General features: G+C 70.8%; 15 protein-coding genes. 14 read left to right on the top strand and 1 reads right to left on the bottom strand.

Annotated elements, in window-relative coordinates; genetic code table 11:
- Nucleotides 1-42 precede the first annotated feature (42 nt).
- From AC3EUV_RS10275 to rodA, 9 genes are all read left to right on the top strand, one after another.
- Entirely contained in the window at nucleotides 43-1,500 is a 1,458-nt protein-coding gene (locus AC3EUV_RS10275) for a peptidoglycan D,D-transpeptidase FtsI family protein (protein WP_432145168.1), read from the top strand.
- Nucleotides 1,501-1,642: 142 nt separating this feature from the next.
- Nucleotides 1,643-3,196: a bifunctional tetrahydrofolate synthase/dihydrofolate synthase gene (gene folC, locus AC3EUV_RS10270; protein ID WP_432145167.1), complete on the top strand. Its 1,554-nt coding sequence runs from the start codon at nucleotides 1,643-1,645 to the stop codon at nucleotides 3,194-3,196.
- Nucleotides 3,197-3,198: 2 nt separating this feature from the next.
- Nucleotides 3,199-3,564, top strand: coding sequence for a DUF4233 domain-containing protein (locus AC3EUV_RS10265; protein WP_432145166.1), 366 nt, complete (start codon nucleotides 3,199-3,201; stop codon nucleotides 3,562-3,564).
- A 112-nt stretch (nucleotides 3,565-3,676) separates the two neighbouring features.
- Nucleotides 3,677-4,090, top strand: coding sequence for a nucleoside-diphosphate kinase (gene ndk, locus AC3EUV_RS10260; protein WP_085925624.1), 414 nt, complete (start codon nucleotides 3,677-3,679; stop codon nucleotides 4,088-4,090).
- Nucleotides 4,091-4,384: 294 nt separating this feature from the next.
- Nucleotides 4,385-5,404, top strand: coding sequence for a rod shape-determining protein (locus tag AC3EUV_RS10255; RefSeq protein ID WP_003985182.1), 1,020 nt, complete (start codon nucleotides 4,385-4,387; stop codon nucleotides 5,402-5,404).
- A gap of 238 nt (nucleotides 5,405-5,642) precedes the next feature.
- Nucleotides 5,643-6,575, top strand: coding sequence for a rod shape-determining protein MreC (mreC, locus tag AC3EUV_RS10250; RefSeq protein WP_432145165.1), 933 nt, complete (start codon nucleotides 5,643-5,645; stop codon nucleotides 6,573-6,575).
- A 3-nt stretch (nucleotides 6,576-6,578) separates the two neighbouring features.
- Nucleotides 6,579-7,289 (top strand): rod shape-determining protein MreD, encoded by a 711-nt coding sequence (gene mreD / locus AC3EUV_RS10245; RefSeq protein ID WP_432145164.1) that lies wholly within the window; start codon nucleotides 6,579-6,581, stop codon nucleotides 7,287-7,289.
- A gap of 48 nt (nucleotides 7,290-7,337) precedes the next feature.
- A complete protein-coding gene (gene mrdA / locus AC3EUV_RS10240) occupies nucleotides 7,338-9,488 on the top strand; it encodes a penicillin-binding protein 2 (protein ID WP_432145163.1) in 2,151 nt (716 codons plus the stop codon).
- Nucleotides 9,485-10,699, top strand: coding sequence for a rod shape-determining protein RodA (rodA, locus tag AC3EUV_RS10235; protein WP_432145162.1), 1,215 nt, complete (start codon nucleotides 9,485-9,487; stop codon nucleotides 10,697-10,699). The genes mrdA and rodA overlap by 4 nt, the downstream gene beginning before the upstream one ends.
- Before the next feature lie 7 nt (nucleotides 10,700-10,706).
- Here the strand turns inward: rodA and AC3EUV_RS10230 are convergent, their stop codons facing one another.
- A complete protein-coding gene (locus AC3EUV_RS10230; protein WP_432145161.1) occupies nucleotides 10,707-11,153 on the bottom strand; it encodes an ATP-binding protein in 447 nt (148 codons plus the stop codon).
- Between the two features lie 182 nt (nucleotides 11,154-11,335).
- Between AC3EUV_RS10230 and AC3EUV_RS10225 the strand changes: the two genes are divergently transcribed.
- The 5 genes from AC3EUV_RS10225 to AC3EUV_RS10205 all read left to right on the top strand — a co-directional run bounded on the left by AC3EUV_RS10225 (nucleotide 11,336) and on the right by AC3EUV_RS10205 (nucleotide 17,836).
- The gene (locus AC3EUV_RS10225; protein WP_435602684.1) at nucleotides 11,336-12,958 is read left to right on the top strand and encodes a CYTH and CHAD domain-containing protein; all 1,623 of its coding nucleotides are present in this window, start codon (nucleotides 11,336-11,338) and stop codon (nucleotides 12,956-12,958) included.
- Nucleotides 12,959-13,152: 194 nt separating this feature from the next.
- Nucleotides 13,153-15,078, top strand: coding sequence for a TIGR03960 family B12-binding radical SAM protein (locus tag AC3EUV_RS10220; RefSeq protein WP_432145159.1), 1,926 nt, complete (start codon nucleotides 13,153-13,155; stop codon nucleotides 15,076-15,078).
- A gap of 81 nt (nucleotides 15,079-15,159) precedes the next feature.
- Nucleotides 15,160-15,720 (top strand): GNAT family N-acetyltransferase, encoded by a 561-nt coding sequence (locus tag AC3EUV_RS10215; protein WP_432145158.1) that lies wholly within the window; start codon nucleotides 15,160-15,162, stop codon nucleotides 15,718-15,720.
- Nucleotides 15,721-15,760: 40 nt separating this feature from the next.
- Entirely contained in the window at nucleotides 15,761-16,987 is a 1,227-nt protein-coding gene (locus AC3EUV_RS10210) for a hypothetical protein (protein ID WP_432145157.1), read from the top strand.
- A 48-nt stretch (nucleotides 16,988-17,035) separates the two neighbouring features.
- Nucleotides 17,036-17,836 carry a TIGR03936 family radical SAM-associated protein gene (locus AC3EUV_RS10205; protein ID WP_432145156.1) on the top strand — a complete coding sequence of 267 codons (801 nt, stop codon included), beginning with the start codon at nucleotides 17,036-17,038 and terminating at the stop codon, nucleotides 17,834-17,836.
- The last annotated feature ends 6 nt before the right edge of the window (nucleotides 17,837-17,842 follow it).

The raw sequence follows: 17,842 nt of genomic DNA, 5'->3' as shown, positions 1-17,842 counted from the left end.
GGCGGCAGCACCGCACGTCCCGTACCGGAGGAGCCGCGCCCGATGAACAAACCCCTGCGACGGGCCGCGGTCTTCTGTCTGGCCCTGATCGTGGCGCTGATGGGCTGGGTGACCTGGCTCCAGGGCGCGAAGGCGAGCGACTACAAGGAGGACCCGCACAATCCGCGGGTGACCATCGGCAAGTACGCGGCGCCGCTGGGCAACATCCTCGTCGGCGGGGAACCGGTCACCGGCTCCGCCGCCACCTCCGACACGCTGAAGTACAAGCGGACCTACAAGGACGGCCCGCTGTACGCGCCGGTCACCGGCTTCACCTCGCAGATCTTCGGCAGCAACCAGCTGGAGAGCCTCTACGGCGACCTCCTGGACGGCTCCGACAGCCGGCTCCAGAGCCCCGCCGACGCGCTGACCCGTCAGCGGGCAAAGGGCGGCGACGTGGCCACCACCATCGACGCCGCGGTGCAGAAGGCCGGCTACCGGGCGCTGGACGGCAAGAAGGGCGCCGCCGTCGCCCTGGACCCGGCCACCGGGCGGATCCTGGGCATGGTGAGCACCCCGTCGTACGACCCGGGGACCTTCGCCGGGTCCGACGGCGCCGACCAGAAGGCCTGGCGGAAGATGTCCGCCGACACCGACGACCCCGAGGTCAACCGGGCGCTGCGGCAGCCGCTGCCGCCCGGCTCCACCTTCAAGCTGGTGGTCGCCGCGGCCGCGCTGGAGAACGGCCTGTACTCCTCGGTGGACGAGCCCACCGACAGCCCCGACCCGTACACGCTCCCGCACACCCGCACCGAGCTCACCAACGAGAACCGGGCCGCGCCCTGCAAGAACGCGGACATCCGCACCGCGCTCCAGTACTCCTGCAACACCGTCTTCGCGAAGATGGCCGTCGACCTGGGCAAGGACAAGGTGAAGGCGCAGGCCGAGAAGTTCGGCTTCAACGACGGCAAGGTGGACACCCCGGTGCGGGCCGGCAAGAGCGTCTATCCCGGGAACATGGACGAGGCGCAGACCGCGCTGTCCGGGATCGGCCAGTTCGACGACCAAGCGACCCCGCTCCAGATGGCGATGGTCAGCTCGGCCATCGCCAACGGCGGCGAGCTGAAGACCCCGCAGCTGGTCGACAAGCTGACCGACGGCGGCGGCAACACCGTCCAGGACAACGAGCCGAAGACCTACCGCGACGACCGGGCCATGTCCGCGCGCACCGCCCAGCAGCTGCGGTCGGCGATGCAGACGGTCGTGGACAAGGGCACCGGCTCCGGCGCGAAGATCGACGGACTGACCGTCGGCGGCAAGACCGGCACCGCCCAGCACGGCGTCGACAACAGCGGGACGCCCTACGCCTGGTTCGTCTCGTACGCCGAGGACGGCAAGGGGCACCGGGTGGCGGTGGCCGTGATGGTCGAGGACGGGCATGCCGCCCGCAACGAGGTCTCCGGCAACGGGCTGGCGGCCCCGATCGCGCGGGCCATGATGAAGGCGGCGCTGCCGTCGTAGCCGGGTCCGGACCCCGGCCACGGCCCCGGCGCAGGGGCGCACGCCGGGGCGCGGACCGGGCCGGCCGCCCCTGGCAGCGGCGCGGTGCCGGGAAGGGCAACGCAGCGCACCGCTGTCACACGTGCCTCGTAGACTGGTCGGCGTGAGCGAGCGCCCCCAGAACGACGATCCCGACCCGAACGAAGCCTTCGACGAACTGGTCGAGGCGGAGACCGACCTTCCCCAAGATCTCGACTCCGCTCAATCAGGGGAGACCCCAACCCCCGATCTCGCGGTGATCGAGGCCGGCAGCCGGACCCTGCGCGCGCAGGCCGGCCCGCCGCAGGGGGACGGGATCCCCGCCCGGCCGGCCGACCCCGAGGTCGACCGCGCGCTGCGCGCCGTCGAGGAGGAGCTGGCGGGCCGCTGGGGCGAGACCAAGCTGGACCCGTCCGTGCAGCGCATCGCCGCGCTGATGGACATCCTCGGCTCCCCGCAGCGGGCCTACCCCTCCATCCACATCACCGGCACCAACGGCAAGACCAGCACCGCCCGCATGATCGAGGCCCTGCTGTCCGCCTTCGACCTGCGCACCGGCCGCTACACCAGCCCGCATGTCCAGTCGATCACCGAGCGGATCAGCCTGGACGGCGCCCCGATCCCCGCCGAGCGCTTCATCGAGACGTACCGGGACATCGCGCCGTATGTGGAGATGGTCGACAGCCGGGAGGAGTACCGCCTGTCGTTCTTCGAGGTGCTGACGGCGATGGCGTACGCGGCCTTCGCGGACAGCCCCGTGGACGTCGCGGTCGTCGAGGTCGGCATGGGCGGCACCTGGGACGCGACGAACGTGATCGACGGCGATGTCGCCGTGGTCACCCCGATCTCGCTGGACCACACCGACCGGCTGGGCGAGACGCCCGAGGAGATCGCCGGGGAGAAGTCCGGGATCATCAAGAAGGACGCCACGGTCGTGCTGGCCCAGCAGCCGGTGGACGCGGCGTCGGTGATGCTCAAGCGCGCGGTCGAGGTGGATGCCACGGTCGCCCGTGAGGGCATGGAGTTCGGGGTGCTCTCCCGTGAGGTGGCCGTCGGCGGGCAGATGCTGACGCTGCGCGGCCTGGGCGGCGAGTACCCGGAGATCTTCCTTCCGCTGTACGGCGCCCATCAGGCGCACAACGCCGCGGTGGCGCTCGCCGCGGTCGAGGCGTTCTTCGGCGTCGGCTCGGAGCACGCCCGCACGCTCGACATCGACACCCTCCGCTCCGCGTTCGCCGCCGTCAGCTCGCCCGGCCGGATGGAGGTCGTGCGCCGCAGCCCGACGGTGGTGCTGGACGCGGCACACAACCCGGCGGGCGCGCGGGCCGCGGCCGAGGCGGTCACCGAGGCGTTCGGGTTCAGCCGCCTGGTCGGCGTGGTCGGCGCCAGCGGGGACAAGGACGTTCGGGGCTTCCTGGAAGCCTTCGAGCCGATCTTCGCCGAGGTCGTGGTGACCCGTAATTCCAGCCATCGTGCGATGGATCCGGACGAGCTGGCGGCCGTCGCCGTCGAGGTCTTCGGCGCCGAGCGGGTCCAGGTCGAGCCGCGGCTCGACGACGCACTGGAGGCGGCGATCACCCTCGCCGAGGAAGAGGGTGAGTTCTCCGGCGCCGGGGTGCTGGTGACCGGTTCGGTGATCACGGTCGGCGAGGCCCGGCTGCTGATGGGAAGGGCCTGATCATGCGCACCCTGTGTGCCGGCACTCTGATAGGCGAATTCTTCGTGATCGGTTTCGCCGGTCTGGTCGCGATGCAGATGACCGAGCTGTCCCCGGTCACGATCTGGACGGTCAGCGGGATCGGGATGCTGCTGAGCCTGCTGTTGTGCGGGATGCTGACCCGTCCGGGTGGCGTCCAGCTCGGCTGGGCGCTTCAGGCGGCCCTGATCGCCAGCGGTTTCGTGGTGCCGACGATGTTCTTCCTGGGCGCGGTCTTCGCCGCCCTGTGGTGGGCATCGGTGCACTTCGGCCGCAAGATCGATGAGGCGAAGGCCCGTTGGGCGGCGCAGTCGGAGGCCACCGACGAACCGGCCGGCAAGCCCGCCTAGAGCCCGTTCCACGGGGCGTCCGGGAGGCTGGGGGCTGCGCCGCGTGGCGCCTTGTACCCCATGTAGCCTCAGTGCACCCGCTGACCATTGTTCATATCCAGGGAGTCCCTTCGTGAGCCAGCGCACCCTCGTCCTTCTCAAGCCTGACGCCGTCCAGCGCGGTCTGATCGGCGAGATCATCGGCCGGATCGAGAAGAAGGCCGGCTGGACGATCAGCGCCCTGGAACTGCGCAGCCTGGACCGCGAGATCCTGGAGCAGCACTACGCCGAGCACGTCGGCAAGCCGTTCTACGAGCCCCTGGTCGGCTTCATGGCCTCCGGTCCGGTCGTCTCGATGATCGTCGAGGGCGAGCGGGTGATCGAGGGTGTACGGGCGCTGGCCGGTCCGACTGACCCGATTGCCGCGCCGAGTGGGTCCATTCGTGGGGACTTCGGAACGATCACCCGGGAGAATCTGATCCATGCGTCGGATTCCGAAGAGTCCGCCGAGCGTGAGATCAAGATTTTCTTCCCCGGCATTTCCTGACACTTCATCAGCTGTGCACCCCCCGTGACCTGGGGCGACCGAAGAAATCATCGGTCGCCCCTTGGTGTATACGACACGATCGGGGGAACGCATCTCCGCGACACGACGTCACCATTGAGGGGGGCGGGTGCGTGTACGGCTGACAATGGCGGAACAGCCTCCCGACGTGTTCGAGTGGGCGCACTACGAACTACGATGGAGGCTTCCGCGCCTCACAGCGCATCACCTCCTGCCGACCTCCAGTAAGCATTCGCTCCAGTTGGGAAGGCCAGACGTATCCTCATGGGGAACAACATGTCGTTCATCGGCCGTGACATGGCTGTCGACCTCGGGACCGCCAACACGCTGGTGTACGTCAGGGGCCGCGGAATCGTCCTCAACGAGCCGTCGGTCGTGGCCATCAACACCAACACCGGCGGGATCCTCGCGGTGGGTGCTGAGGCGAAGAAGATGATCGGGCGCACGCCCGGCAACATCGTCGCCGTACGGCCCCTGAAAGACGGCGTGATCGCCGATTTCGAGATCACCGAGCGGATGCTCCGCTACTTCATCCTGAAGATCCACAAGCGGCGCTATCTGGCCCGCCCGCGGGTCGTCGTGTGCGTCCCCTCCGGCATCACCGGAGTGGAGCGCCGTGCGGTGATCGAGGCCTCGACCCAGGCCGGCGCGCGCCAGGTCCACATCATCGAGGAGCCGATGGCCGCCGCGATCGGGTCCGGTCTGCCGGTCCACGAGGCCACCGGCAACATGGTCGTGGACATCGGCGGCGGCACGACCGAGGTCGCGGTCATCTCGCTCGGCGGCATCGTCACGGCGCAGTCCATCCGGGTGGCCGGCGACGAGCTCGACAACGCGATCATCCAGCACATCAAGAAGGAGTACAGCCTTCTGCTGGGCGAGCGCACCGCCGAGAGCATCAAGATCACCATCGGTTCGGCCTACGACCTCGAGCAGGACGAGCACACCGAGATCCGCGGCCGGGACCTGGTCTCCGGTCTGCCGAAGACCGTGGTGATCTCGGCCGCCGAGGTCCGCAAGGCCATCGAGGAGCCGGTCAACTCCATCGTCGACGCGGTCAAGACGACCCTCGACAAGTGCCCGCCGGAGCTGTCCGGTGACGTCATGGACCGCGGCATCGTGCTCACGGGTGGCGGCGCCCTGCTCCGCGGCCTCGACGAGCGGCTGCGCCGCGAGACCGGTATGCCCATCCACATCGCCGAGGACCCGCTCGACTCCGTCGCGCTGGGCTCCGGCAAGTGCGTCGAGGAGTTCGAGGCGCTCCAGCAGGTCCTCGACTCCCAGCCGCGCAGGTAGCGAGGCCGGGGAACCGGCCCGCGCCGCGGCCGCCGAGCGGCGGACGCGGGGGTCGGGCCCCGGCACCAGCGGCCGGTCCGTCCGCCGGACCGGCCGGCGGGCCCAACGGCCCGACAGACACGGTGCACTGACGCTTCACCGTCCGGCGCCGTCACACAGGCACAACGCTCAACTCCCGAACGAGACCGGCGGGGCCCGCAGCCGGCCGGTCCTACGAGGAAGGACACGGCCGCCGCACGTGAGGGACACACGAGAGAGCCGGCTGCTGCTGGTGCTGCTGGTCGCGATCGCGTTCGCGCTGATCACGGTCGATATCCGCGGCGGCGAACAGTCCCCGCTCGATGGTGCCCGGCAAGCCGCCGCCTCCGCCTTCGGCCCGGTCGAAAGCGGTGTCGCCCGCGTCGTCGACCCGGTCGGCAACGCGGTCGGTGCCGTACGGGACTCCGGCCGGCGGCACAACCGGATCAGCACGCTGGAGCACGAGAACGAGGCGCTGAAGGCCAAACTCGGCTCCTCCGACCGGAACCGCAGCCGCGCCGCAGAGCTCGACAAGATCCTCAAGACCGCGGGCACCGGCCAGTACGCCATCAAGGGCGCCCAGGTCATCGCCATCGGCTCGGCTCAGGGCTTCTCCTGGACCGTCACCATCGACGCCGGCAGCCGTGACGGCATCCGCCGCGACATGACCGTGCTCAACGGCGACGGTCTGGTCGGCCGGATCACCACCGTCGGCCCCGGTACCTCCACCGTCCTGCTGGCCGCCGACCCCGACTTCACCGTCGGCACCCGCATGGAGAAGACCAACGAGATCGGCTTCGCCAACGGGCAGGGCGTCCGCTCGATGCGCGTTCAGCTTCTCAATGGCCGGGCCAACATCAAGAAGGGCGACCGCCTGGTCACCTTCGGCTCCAGCAAGGACAAGCCGTTCGTACCCGGTGTGCCCGTCGGCAGGGTCGTCCGGGTCGAGCCGTTCAACGGGGATCTGACCCGCAACCTCCAGGTCCGGCCGTTCGTCGCCTTCTCCCAGCTGGACATCGTCGGCGTCGTCGTCCAGCCGCCCCGCGAGGACCCGCGCGACACCGTCCTGCCGCCCCGGCCCGCCAAGCCCAAGCCGACGCCGACGGTCACCGTCACGGCCACCCCCTCCGCGAGCGTCCCTCCCAGGAGCTGACCGATGCGCATCAACCGGATTCTGCTCTCGGCCCCGCTGGTGGTCGTCGCCCTCGTCATCCAGGTCACCATCCTCGCCAGACTCCAACTGCCCGGCGCCGTACCCGACCTGCTGCTGCTCGTCGTGGTCGGCCTGGCGCTGATCTACGGCCATGTCGGCGGCGCGCTCGTCGGCTTCTGCGCCGGGCTGCTGGCCGACCTCGCCCCGCCGTCCGACCACGCCATCGGCCGCTATGCGCTGGTGCTGTGCGTCATCGGCTATGCGGCCGGCCTGACCAAGCCGGAGTCCGGGCGGCACCGCTCGGCGACGCTGCCGCTGATCGTCGTCCTCGGCGCCGCGATCGTCTCGACGCTGATGTACGCGGGCGTCGGCGCCCTGGTCGGCGACACCGCCGCCCGGCACGTCGGCATCGTCGGACTGCTGCTCAGCGCCACCCTCTACGACCTGCTGCTGGCCCCCTTCGTGGTCCCCCTGGTGATGGCCCTGGCGCGCAGAACCGAGGGCGAGCCGCTGACCGGCGACGGCTCCACCGGCCCGAGCGGCTCCGGCACCTCCGGGTACGGCTGGCTCACCACCGGCACCGGCCTCAAGGCCAGCCGCGGCGCCATGAAGTCCGTGCGCTCGGGCGCCCGGATCGGCAGCCAGCGCGGCGGTCTGCTCGGCAAGTCGGCCCGCGACAAGGTGGGCCGCATCAAGGGGGTCAAGCGGCTGTGACGCTCCCTCGTCCTTCGACCACGACCCCTCATGGAGGCGCGGCGCGCCATGAGTAATCTCCCGGAATCCCGGACCTCCCGGGTCAGCGTCCGGCTCATCGCGATTCAGATCCTGGTCTTCTCGCTGTTGCTCACCCTCGGCGGCCGGCTCTGGTATCTACAGATCCGCAATGGCACGGAGTACGCCACCGAGGCCAGGAACAACCACGTCCAGCAGGTCATCGAGCCCGCCACCCGCGGCTCCATCCTCGACGCCCGCGGGGTGCCGCTGGCCGACAACCAGACCCGTCTGGTGGTGTCGGCCAGCCGTACCGAGCTGCTGAAGATGAAGGACGACGGCAAGGCCGTGCTCGGCCGGCTGGCCAAGGTGCTCGGCATGTCCGAGAAGGAGATCCGCAACAAGGTCCGGCTCTGCGACTCCAAGACACCACAGCCGTGCTGGAACGGCTCGCCGTACCAGCCGATCCCGATCACCGACGAGGCCACCACCCAGCAGGCCCTCCAGATCCGCGAGCGCTCCGAGGACTTCCCCGGCATCAGCGCCGAGCCGACCGCCGTCCGCCGCTACGCCGCCCCGGGCGACGCCAACACCGCCCAGGTCCTCGGCTATCTCTCGCCGGTCACCGACGAGGAGATCAAGAAGGCCGAGCACAGCCGTTCACCGCTGCTGCGCTCGGACCAGATCGGCCGGTCCGGTCTGGAGCGGACGTACGACGACGCGCTGCGCGGCAAGGCCGCCGTCACCCGCTACGAGGTCGACAACCTCGGCCGGGTCATCGGCCAGGCCAAGAGCGAGAAGGGCAAGGCCGGCGCCAGCGTCGTCACCAGCATCGACGCCCGGGTGCAGGGCCTGGCGGAGAAGCAGCTGGACCAGGCCATGAAGGACGCCCGTAAGGAGCACGACAAGAACACGGGCACCAACTACAAGGCCGACTCGGGCGCCGTCGTCGTCATGGAGGCGAAGACCGGCCGGGTGGTGGCGATGGCCTCCAACCCCACCTACGACCCCAACGCCTGGGTCGGCGGGATCTCGGGCAAGGACTACGCCCACCTCACCGGCAAGGACTCCAACTACCCGCTGCTGAACCGCGCCATCCAGGGGCAGGCCGCCCCCGGCTCGATCTTCAAGGTCATCTCGACCGCGGCCGCGGTCAACGCGGGCTATGACTTCGAGGGCCACTACCCCTGCACCAGCTCGTACAGCATCGGCGGCCAGACCTTCAAGAACTTCGAGTCGCAGAGCCATGGCGCGATCAGCCTCGGCCGGGCGCTGGAGGTCTCCTGCGACACCGTCTTCTACCGCCTCTCGCACGACGAGTGGAAGAAGGACGGCGGGGACAAGCCGAAGAAGGACGCCAAGAACTGGTTCTACAAGACCGCCCACCAGTTCGGCCTCGGCAAGGAGACCGGCATCGACCTCCCGAACGAGGTCACCGGCCGGGTCCCCGACCGCAAGTGGAAGAACGCCTTCTGGAAGGCCAACAAGGCCGGCTGGTGCGAACAGGCCAAGGCCTGGCCGAAGAAGAAGGACTTCGGCACCAAGCTCGCCCGGGAAGGCTGCCTGGAGGGCATGAAGCTGCACGCCTATGACTCGATCAACTACGCCATCGGGCAGGGCGACACCCTCGTCACCCCGATCCAGATGGCGACCATCTACGGCGCGATCAGCAACGGCGGCACGCTCTACGACCCGACCGTGGGCAAGGCCGTCATCAGCCCCGACGGCAAGCACATCCAGCGGGTCAAGCCCCAGTCGCACGGCCGGCTGCCGGTGACGCAGAAGACCCTGCACCAGATGGACGGTGCCCTCGCCGGTGTCGCCACCCGCGGTACCGCCGCCTGGCGGTTCGGCGGCTGGCCGCAGGACAAGATCCCGATGCACGCCAAGACAGGTACGGCCGAGGTCTACGGCAAGCAGACCACCTCGTGGTTCGCGACGTACACCAAGGACTACACGATCGTCATGACCATCTCCCAGGGTGGTACCGGCTCCGGCGCCTCCGGCCCCGCCGTGCGCAACATCTACAACGCGCTGTACGGCGTCGACGAAAAGGGCGGCATCGACCCCAAGGCCGCGCTGCTCCCGAGGCCGGAGGCCAAGCTGCCCAAGATCGAAAGTGATGGCGCCATCCAGTCCCAGCCCATCAAGCCGTATGCCCCGCCGTCGCCGTCGCCGTCCGCATCGGAGAGCCCACGATGACGACCAGCCACACCTCCCGGGCGTTCTCGATCCGGCGCTACACCCCCGAGCTCGGCACCTGGGGCAAGCTGACGGCGCGCGATTCGGTGCTGCGCAAGCTGGACTGGATACTGCTGCTGTCCTGCCTGGTGCTGTCGCTGGTGGGCTCGCTGCTGGTCTTCTCCGCCACCCGGAACCGCACCGAGCTCAACCACGGCGACGAGTACTACTACTTCCTGCACCATCTGCTGAACCTCGGCATCGGGCTGGCGCTCGCCGGCGGCACGATCTGGCTCGGCCACCGGACGCTGCGCGGCGCCGTCCCGGTCCTCTACGCCCTCTCGGTCGTGCTGGCGCTGCTGGTGCTGACCCCGCTGGGCGCCACCATCAACGGCTCGCGGTCCTGGCTGGCGATCCCCGGCGGCTTCTCCCTCCAGCCCGCCGAGTTCGCGAAGATCACCATCACGCTGGGCATGGCGATGCTCCTGGCGTCCCGGGTCGACGCGGGGGACCGGCCGCACCCCGACCACCGCACCGTCGTCCAGGCCCTCGGGCTGGCCGCCGTCCCCGTCGTCGTCATCATGCTGATGCCCGACCTCGGCTCGGTGATGGTGCTCGGCGCAGTCATCCTCGGGGTGCTGCTCTCCTCCGGCGCCTCCAACCGCTGGATCCTCGGGCTGGTCGGCACCGGTGTCGTCGGCTGTGTCGCGGTCTGGCAGCTCGGGCTGCTCGACGACTACCAGATCGCCCGCTTCGCCGCCTTCGCCAACCCGAGCCTCGACCCGGCCGGTGTCGGCTACAACACCAACCAGGCCCGGATCGCGATCGGCGGCGGCGGGCTGACCGGATCCGGTCTCTTCCACGGCAGCCAGACCACCGGTCAGTTCGTCCCCGAACAGCAGACGGACTTCATCTTCACCGTCGCCGGTGAGGAACTCGGCTTCCTGGGCGCGGGCCTGATCATCGTCCTGCTCGGTGTGGTCCTGTGGCGCGCCTGCCGGATCGCCCGGGAGTCCACCGAGCTCTACGGGACGGTCGTGGCCGCCGGCATCATCGCGTGGTTCGCCTTCCAGGCCTTCGAGAACATCGGCATGACCCTCGGGATCATGCCGGTCACCGGTCTGCCGCTGCCGTTCGTCTCCTACGGCGGCACCTCGATGTTCGCGGTCTGGATCGCGATCGGGCTGCTCCAGTCGATCCGGGTGCAGCGTCCGCTGTCCGCCTCCCGCTGACGCCGGGTCAGTCCCTGAGGTGCAGTTCGAACCAGAGCGAGGGGGACCGCGGCAGTCCGCCGAACGGCGTGGTGCCCCAGTCGTCGGAGAGCTCGCCGGTCAGCAGCAGCCCGAGATCGGCGTCCCGCTCCCCGGTCACCGCGGCCGGCCGGGGAATCCGGACCGGCGCCTCGTCGTGCACGCTGATCCGCAGGCCGTGTCCGGCGGTCAGCAGCCGCAGCAGGATGTCCGCGGACCGCGGCGTGCGCAGATGGGCGCTGGTCACCGCCTCCGAGGTGAGCAGCACCGCGGTGTCGGCGAGCGGGGCGAGCGGGGTGCGGCGCAGCACCGCGCGGACGAAGTCGCGGGCGGCCTTCGGGGCACGGGGGGTGCTCGGCGTGCTCAGGAGGTGTGGGCGGGCGCCTGCCGCGACGCGGATGGGTGTCCGGGTGACGGGTGCGGTCTGGGGGTGCACGGGTGTCTCCCTCCCCGAAGGGGTCGAGTGCGCGCCCACTGCCACTCTGCGTGGCGGGCTCGTCACACACGGTAAATCACGCCATACGGCGAGTGCTACCCGCTCCGGCGGTTTCCGGCCCCGTGACGCCTTCCCGGTTCTGGCGGGTGGTCCCGGCCGGAGCGGGTGACTAGATTCGATGCATGGCGGACACCGTGCGGGAAATCGAGCGGAAGTACGAAGCCGACGACAACACCCGGCTGCCCGACCTGGCCGGGATCGACCGGGTCGCCGCCGTGGTGGAGGCCGGCACCGAGGATCTCGACGCCGTTTACTACGACACCGCCGGCCAGTGCCTCGCCGCCGCCGGCATCACCTTGCGCCGGCGCACCGGCGGCAGGGACGCGGGCTGGCATCTGAAGCTGCCGGTCGGGCCCGGGGTGCGGGACGAGCTGCGGGCGCCGCTGTCCGAGACGCCGCCCCCGGAGCTGACCGCGCTCGTACGGTCCCGGGTGCTGGACGGGGAGCTGGTGCCCGTCGTACGGCTCCGGACGCGGCGCACGGTCCGGGTGCTGAAGGATGCCGCCGGCACCCCGCTCGCGGAGGTCGCCGAGGACGCGGTGCACGCCTGGCCGGCGGCCGGGGCCGTCGACGCCGGGACGGCCGGCGCCGGGCGCGCCGGGGCCCGCTGGCGCGAGATCGAGGTGGAGCTGGCCGGGGACGGCAGCGCCGGACTGCTGGACGAGGTCGGCCGGGCGCTGACCGAGGCGGGGGTGCGCCCCGCCTCAGCGGCATCGAAGCTGGCGCGGGCGCTGGCCGAGACGGGCCAGGGCCGCGACGGGGCCGCGCCGCCCGCCGCCGGCCCGGACGAGCGGCCCGCCCATGGCTCCGGCAAGGCCGCGGCCAAGGGGAAGGGTGCCGGGAAGCGCGGCAAGAAGGGGCCGACCGCCGGTGAGGTCGTGCTGGACTACGCCCGCGAGCAGGTGCGGGTGATCATCGAGCTGGACCCCGCGGTACGGCGGGATCTGCCCGACTCGGTGCACCGGATGCGGGTCGCCACCCGGCGGCTGCGCAGCGCCTTCCGCTCGTACACCAAGGTGCTCGACCGCGCCGCCACCCTGCCCATCGGCGTCGAACTCAAGTGGCTGGCGGCCGAGTTGGGAGTGGAGCGGGACCGTGAGGTGCTGACCGAGCGGCTGCGGGAGGGGCTGGCCGAGGTGCCCGCGACGCTACGGCTCGGCCCCGTGGACGCCCGGCTGCGGATCTGGTCCGAACGGCGCCGGGCCGGCGCGCGGGACCGGCTGCTCGACGTCCTGGACGGGCCGCGCTACCTGGCGCTGCTGAAGACCCTGCACGCCCTCCTGGAGGAGCCGCCGCTGCGCAAGGCCGCCGCCCGCCCGGCGCCCGAGGTCGCGGCCGGGGCCGTGCTCAAGGACTACCGCCGGCTGGCCCGCCGTACGGAGGCCGCGCTGGCCGCGCAGGCCGGGAGGGAACGGGACGAGGCGCTGCACGGCGCCCGCAAGGCGGCCAAGCGCACCCGGTACGCGGCGGAAGCCGCCCGACCGGCGCTCGGCGGGCCGGCGAAGAAGTTCGCCAAGCGGACCAAGCGGGTGCAGCAGCTGCTGGGGGACCACCAGGACAGCGTGGTGGCCCGCGGCGCACTGCGCGAGCTGGCGACCCAGGCCCAGCGGGCCGGTGAGGGCGGCTTCACCTTCGGCCTGCTGTACGGGCGCGAGGAGGCCCTGGCGGCGGACCGGGAGCGGGCCCTGCCGGACGTGTGGCGGAAGGCCTCGCGCCGTAAGCACCGGGCCGCGCTGCGGCCGTGACCATGCCAGGCTCTCGATCGTGTGATCGGTGCACGTAGCTCCGCCGACGCGGAGGTGACCCGCCGTGGGACGCGTGCGAAGTGCGCCGGCCCCTGTGCTCCCCGCCACCGAGGGGGTGTCCGGTCGACGTGCTGGGGGGTGGCTCCGAGCGGTTACGCTTGAGAGTCGCCCCTGCCAGCTCACGAAGGTTCCAGATGTCTGTCGAGTCGGTCTTCCCGCAGCTCGAGGCCCTGCTCCCGCATGTGCAGAAGCCCATTCAGTACGTCGGCGGTGAGCTGAACTCCACCGTCAAGGACTGGGACTCCTGCGACGTCCGCTGGTCGCTCATGTACCCGGACGCGTACGAGGTCGGTCTGCCCAACCAGGGCGTCATGATCCTCTACGAGGTCCTCAACGAGCGCGAGGGCGTGCTCGCCGAGCGCACGTACAGCGTGTGGCCGGACCTCGAAGCGCTGATGCGGGAGCACGGCGTCCCGCAGTTCACGGTCGACGCGCACCGCCCCGTCGGCGCCTTCGACGTGCTCGGTGTCTCCTTCTCGACCGAGCTGGGGTACACCAACCTCCTCACCGCCCTGGACCTGGCCGGTATCCCCATGGAGGCCAAGGACCGTACGGAAGACCACCCGATCGTCCTCGCCGGCGGCCACGCGGCCTTCAACCCCGAGCCGATCGCGGACTTCCTGGACTGCGCGGTCGTCGGTGACGGCGAGCAGGCGGTGCTGGAGATCACCGAGATCATCCGCGCCTGGAAGGCCGAGGACCGGCCCGGCGGCCGCGACGAGCTGCTGTTCCGCCTCGCGAAGACCGGCAGCGTCTACGTCCCCAAGTTCTACGACGTCGAGTATCTGGCCGACGGGCGGATCTCCCGCGTCGTGCCGAACCGCTCCGGCGTCCCGTGGCGGGTGTCCAAGCACACCGTCATGGACCTCGACGAGTGGCCCTACCCCAAGCAGCCGCTCGTCCCCCTGGCCGAGACCGTCCATGAGCGGATGTCGGTCGAGATCTTCCGTGGCTGCACCCGCGGCTGCCGTTTCTGCCAGGCCGGCATGATCACGCGCCCCGTACGGGAGCGAAGCATCACCGGCATCGGCGACATGGTGGACAAGGGGCTGAAGGCCACGGGATTCGAGGAGGTCGGCCTGTTGTCGCTGTCCTCCGCGGACCACACCGAGATCGGCGACATCGCGAAGGGGCTCGCCGACCGGTACGAGGAAGACAAGATCGGCCTGTCGCTCCCGTCGACCCGGGTCGACGCCTTCAACGTCGATCTTGCCAACGAGCTGACGCGCAACGGCCGTCGCTCGGGTCTGACCTTCGCGCCCGAGGGCGGCTCGGAGCGGATGCGCAAGGTCATCAACAAGATGGTCTCCGAAGAAGACCTGATCAGGACCGTCTCCACGGCCTACGGCAACGGCTGGCGGCAGGTGAAGCTCTACTTCATGTGCGGTCTGCCGACCGAGACCGACGAGGACGTGCTCCAGATCGGCGACATGGCCGTCAAGGTCATCGCCGAGGGCCGCAAGGTCTCCGGACAGAACGACATCCGCTGCACGGTCTCCATCGGCGGCTTCGTCCCCAAGCCGCACACCCCCTTCCAGTGGGCGCCGCAGCTCTCCGCGGAGGAGACCGACGCCCGCCTCGAAAAGCTCCGCGACAAGATCCGCGGCGACAAGAAGTACGGCCGCTCCATCGGCTTCCGCTACCACGACGGCAAGCCCGGCATCGTCGAGGGCCTGCTCTCCCGCGGCGACCGCCGCGTCGGCTCGGTCATCCGCGCCGTCTACGAGGGCGGCGGCCGCTTCGACGGCTGGCGCGAGCACTTCTCCTACGACCGCTGGATGAAGGCCGCCGAGGAGACGCTGCCCGCCCTCGGCGTGGACGTCGCCTGGTACACCACCCGTGAGCGGGAGTACGAGGAGGTCCTCCCCTGGGACCACCTGGACTCCGGCCTCGACAAGGACTGGCTCTGGGAGGACTGGCAGGACGCCCTCGACGAAACCGAGGTCGAGGACTGCCGCTGGACCCCGTGCTTCGACTGCGGCGTCTGCCCCCAGATGGACACCGAAATCCAAATCGGCCCGACGGGCAAGAAATTGCTGCCGCTGACGGTCGTCAAGTAGCGCTTCCCGTACGCGCCTTCGGCCCGGCCCGGCCCCGCACTCGCGTGGCCGGGCTGCCGTACGTTCCCGCACAATGAGGCGATGTCGCCACAGCTCATCGCCCCCACCGTCGCCGTCCATGCCTCCTTCCTCGCCGCGATGGACGAGTTCCGGGCCGACGGTGCCGAGACCGTCGCGCCGTCCAACATGGCCCAGGAGCTGAGGACTTGGGCCACCCGTTGGCCGACCGCTGAGGGGTTTGCCGAGTATGTCGAGCTGACCGGCGGGGTGGGGAGCGAGGAGCGCGCCGACGGCGTGGTTCCCAGGACCACCCGCTGGTGGGTGGACGGCGACACCTACCTGGGCCGGGTCACCTTCCGTCACCGGCTCACTCCCTCTCTCCTCACCTGGGGCGGCCATATCGGCTACGGGGTACGTCCGGGTGCCCGGCGCCGCGGTCATGCCACCGGGATGCTGCGTGCCGCACTGCCCATCGCCCACCACGAGTTGGGCATCGACCCGGTGCTGGTCACCTGCGATGACGCCAACACCGGCTCACGTAAGGTCATCGAGGCCTGCGGCGGGGTCTTCGAGGACCAGCGGGACGAAAAGCTGCGCTACTGGTTCCGCCCGGCCGCGGCCACCGCCGGCCGGCGGCCGTAGCGGCGCCACGGAAGCACCGAAGTACAAGGGGGAGGGCCCTATGGAGCCCATGGACAAGGACCGGCGGGTGCCCGAGCGCTATGAGCCGGGTGAGGGCTGTCTGACCACAGCGGTGCGGCTTCCGGTGCGGATCGTGGTGCTGGTGCTCGTGGTGCCGGTGCGTCTGGTGTGGGACGCGTGCGCCGCCCTCGGCCGGGCCGTCCACCGGACCGCGCTGCGTCCCCTCGGCAGCGGCCTCGCCTGGCTGTGGCGCACCCTCGTCGTGATACCCGTGGCCTGGACCTGGCGCACGCTCGTCGTGGCCCCGCTCAGGTGGCTGTACGCGTCGGTGCTGACGCCGGTCGGGCGCGGCATCGCCTGGCTGGTGCGTGGCTTGGGCGTGGGGTTGCTGTGGCTGGCCAAGGCGCTGTTCGTGTGGCCGTGGGTGGCGTTGTGGCGGTTTGTGTTGGTGCCGGTGGGGCGGGGCGTTGCCGTGGTGGTGGCGTGGTTGGTGCGGTATCTGGTGGTGGTGCCCGCCCAGTGGCTGTACGCGGCGGTGCTGGCGCCGGTCGGGCGGGGGATTGCCTGGTTGCTGCGGGGGTTGGGTGTCGCGCTGTTGTGGTTGGGCAGGGCGTTGTTCGTGTGGCCGTGGGTGGCGTTGTGGCGGTTTGTGTTGGTGCCGGTGGGGCGGGGCGTTGCCGTGGTGGTGGCGTGGTTGGTGCGGTATCTGGTGGTGGTGCCCGCCCAGTGGCTGTACGCGGCGGTGCTGGCGCCGGTCGGGCACGGGATCGCCTGGCTGGTGCGCGGCCTCGGCACCGTACTTGCCACCCTCGTCCGGTGGATCCTGGTCGTGCCGCTGGTCGCCCTGTGGCGGTATGTGCTGCGGCCCGCCGGGCGGGCGCTGGCCGCCGTGGTGACGGTGGTCGTCCGCGAGGTCGGGGCGGCGTTCGGGCACTGCTGGCGGGTCGCCGGGATCATCTCCCGGGCCGTCGGCCGGTTCCTCGGCACGGTGCTGCGGTGGCTGTTCGTCGAGCCGGTGCGCTGGGTCTACCGCACCGTGCTCACCCCGCTCGGCCACGGCATCCGGAACGGCATCTGGCGGCCCGCCCGGCAGGCGCTGCGCACTGCCCGCGAGACCGTCCGGCAGACCCGCCGGGAGCTCCGGCGGGCCCTGTTCGGCGCCCCCAGGGAACCGGAGCGCGCGGGCGCCGTTCCGCCCCGCCGGGAACCGGGAGCCCCCGGGACACGTACTCTTGGTAGCAGTACGACCGCACTCACGAAGGACTGAACGACACTGGGCAAGCGACAGCCCGAAGGCCCGCCGCCCGCACCGGCGGTGCAGCGCATCCGACTGCGCTACACCAAGCGCGGCCGCCTCCGGTTCACCAGCCACCGCGACTTCCAGCGAGCTTTCGAGCGGGCGCTGCGCCGCGCCGAGGTCCCCATGGCCTATTCGGCGGGCTTCACCCCGCACCCCAAGGTGTCGTACGCCAACGCCGCCCCGACCGGTACGGGAAGCGAGGCCGAGTATCTGGAGATCCAGCTCGCCGAGCGCCGCGATCCGGACAAGCTGCGCGAACTCCTCAACGAGTCGCTGCCGGACGGGCTCGATGTGATCGACGCCGTGGAGTCCCGCACCAGTGGCCTGGCCGACCGGCTGGAGGCCTCGGTGTGGGAGATCCGGCTCGACGGGGTCGCCCCGGAGACCGCCGGGCACGCCGTCGAGGCGTTCCTCGCCGCGGAAGAGGTGCAGGTCGAGCGCCGGACGAAAAACGGCATGCGGACCTTTGACGCACGGGCCGCGGTGGCGCGTCTGGAGGCCGCCGGTCGCGAGGGCGATAGGCCCGACGGCAATGCCTGTGCGATACTGCGGCTGGTTGTTCGGCATCTGACACCTGCCGTTCGACCCGACGACGTCCTGTCCGGCCTCCGAGCTACGGCCGACCTGGCGCCGCCGGTCCCCGCTGCGGTGACCAGGCTGGCGCAGGGGCTGCTCGATGAGGAGACCGGCGCGGTGACTGACCCGCTGGCGCCCGACCGCGACGCTGCCACGGCCGCCCTACCCACGGCCGCCGGGCTGAGTGCCGCGAAGGCGACATGTGGGGCCTCCCCGGCAGCCGGGGAAGGTACTGCGTAGGACCGC

The sequence above is a fragment of the Streptomyces sp. bgisy130 genome, assembly GCF_057708345.1.
Note: the sequence above shows the minus strand (reverse complement) of the source record. Positions and strands in the feature narration are given on the sequence as shown.

Coding starts and splice junctions, on each gene's coding strand:
- AC3EUV_RS10220 (WP_432145159.1), top strand. CDS start 13,153: ATGTCTGTCGAGTCGGTCTTCCCGCAGCTCGAGGCCCTGCTCCCGCAT.
- mreD (WP_432145164.1), top strand. CDS start 6,579: ATGCGCATCAACCGGATTCTGCTCTCGGCCCCGCTGGTGGTCGTCGCC.
- AC3EUV_RS10210 (WP_432145157.1), top strand. CDS start 15,761: ATGGAGCCCATGGACAAGGACCGGCGGGTGCCCGAGCGCTATGAGCCG.
- AC3EUV_RS10265 (WP_432145166.1), top strand. CDS start 3,199: ATGCGCACCCTGTGTGCCGGCACTCTGATAGGCGAATTCTTCGTGATC.
- mrdA (WP_432145163.1), top strand. CDS start 7,338: ATGAGTAATCTCCCGGAATCCCGGACCTCCCGGGTCAGCGTCCGGCTC.
- rodA (WP_432145162.1), top strand. CDS start 9,485: ATGACGACCAGCCACACCTCCCGGGCGTTCTCGATCCGGCGCTACACC.
- AC3EUV_RS10225 (WP_435602684.1), top strand. CDS start 11,336: ATGGCGGACACCGTGCGGGAAATCGAGCGGAAGTACGAAGCCGACGAC.
- AC3EUV_RS10215 (WP_432145158.1), top strand. CDS start 15,160: ATGTCGCCACAGCTCATCGCCCCCACCGTCGCCGTCCATGCCTCCTTC.
- AC3EUV_RS10255 (WP_003985182.1), top strand. CDS start 4,385: ATGTCGTTCATCGGCCGTGACATGGCTGTCGACCTCGGGACCGCCAAC.
- AC3EUV_RS10275 (WP_432145168.1), top strand. CDS start 43: ATGAACAAACCCCTGCGACGGGCCGCGGTCTTCTGTCTGGCCCTGATC.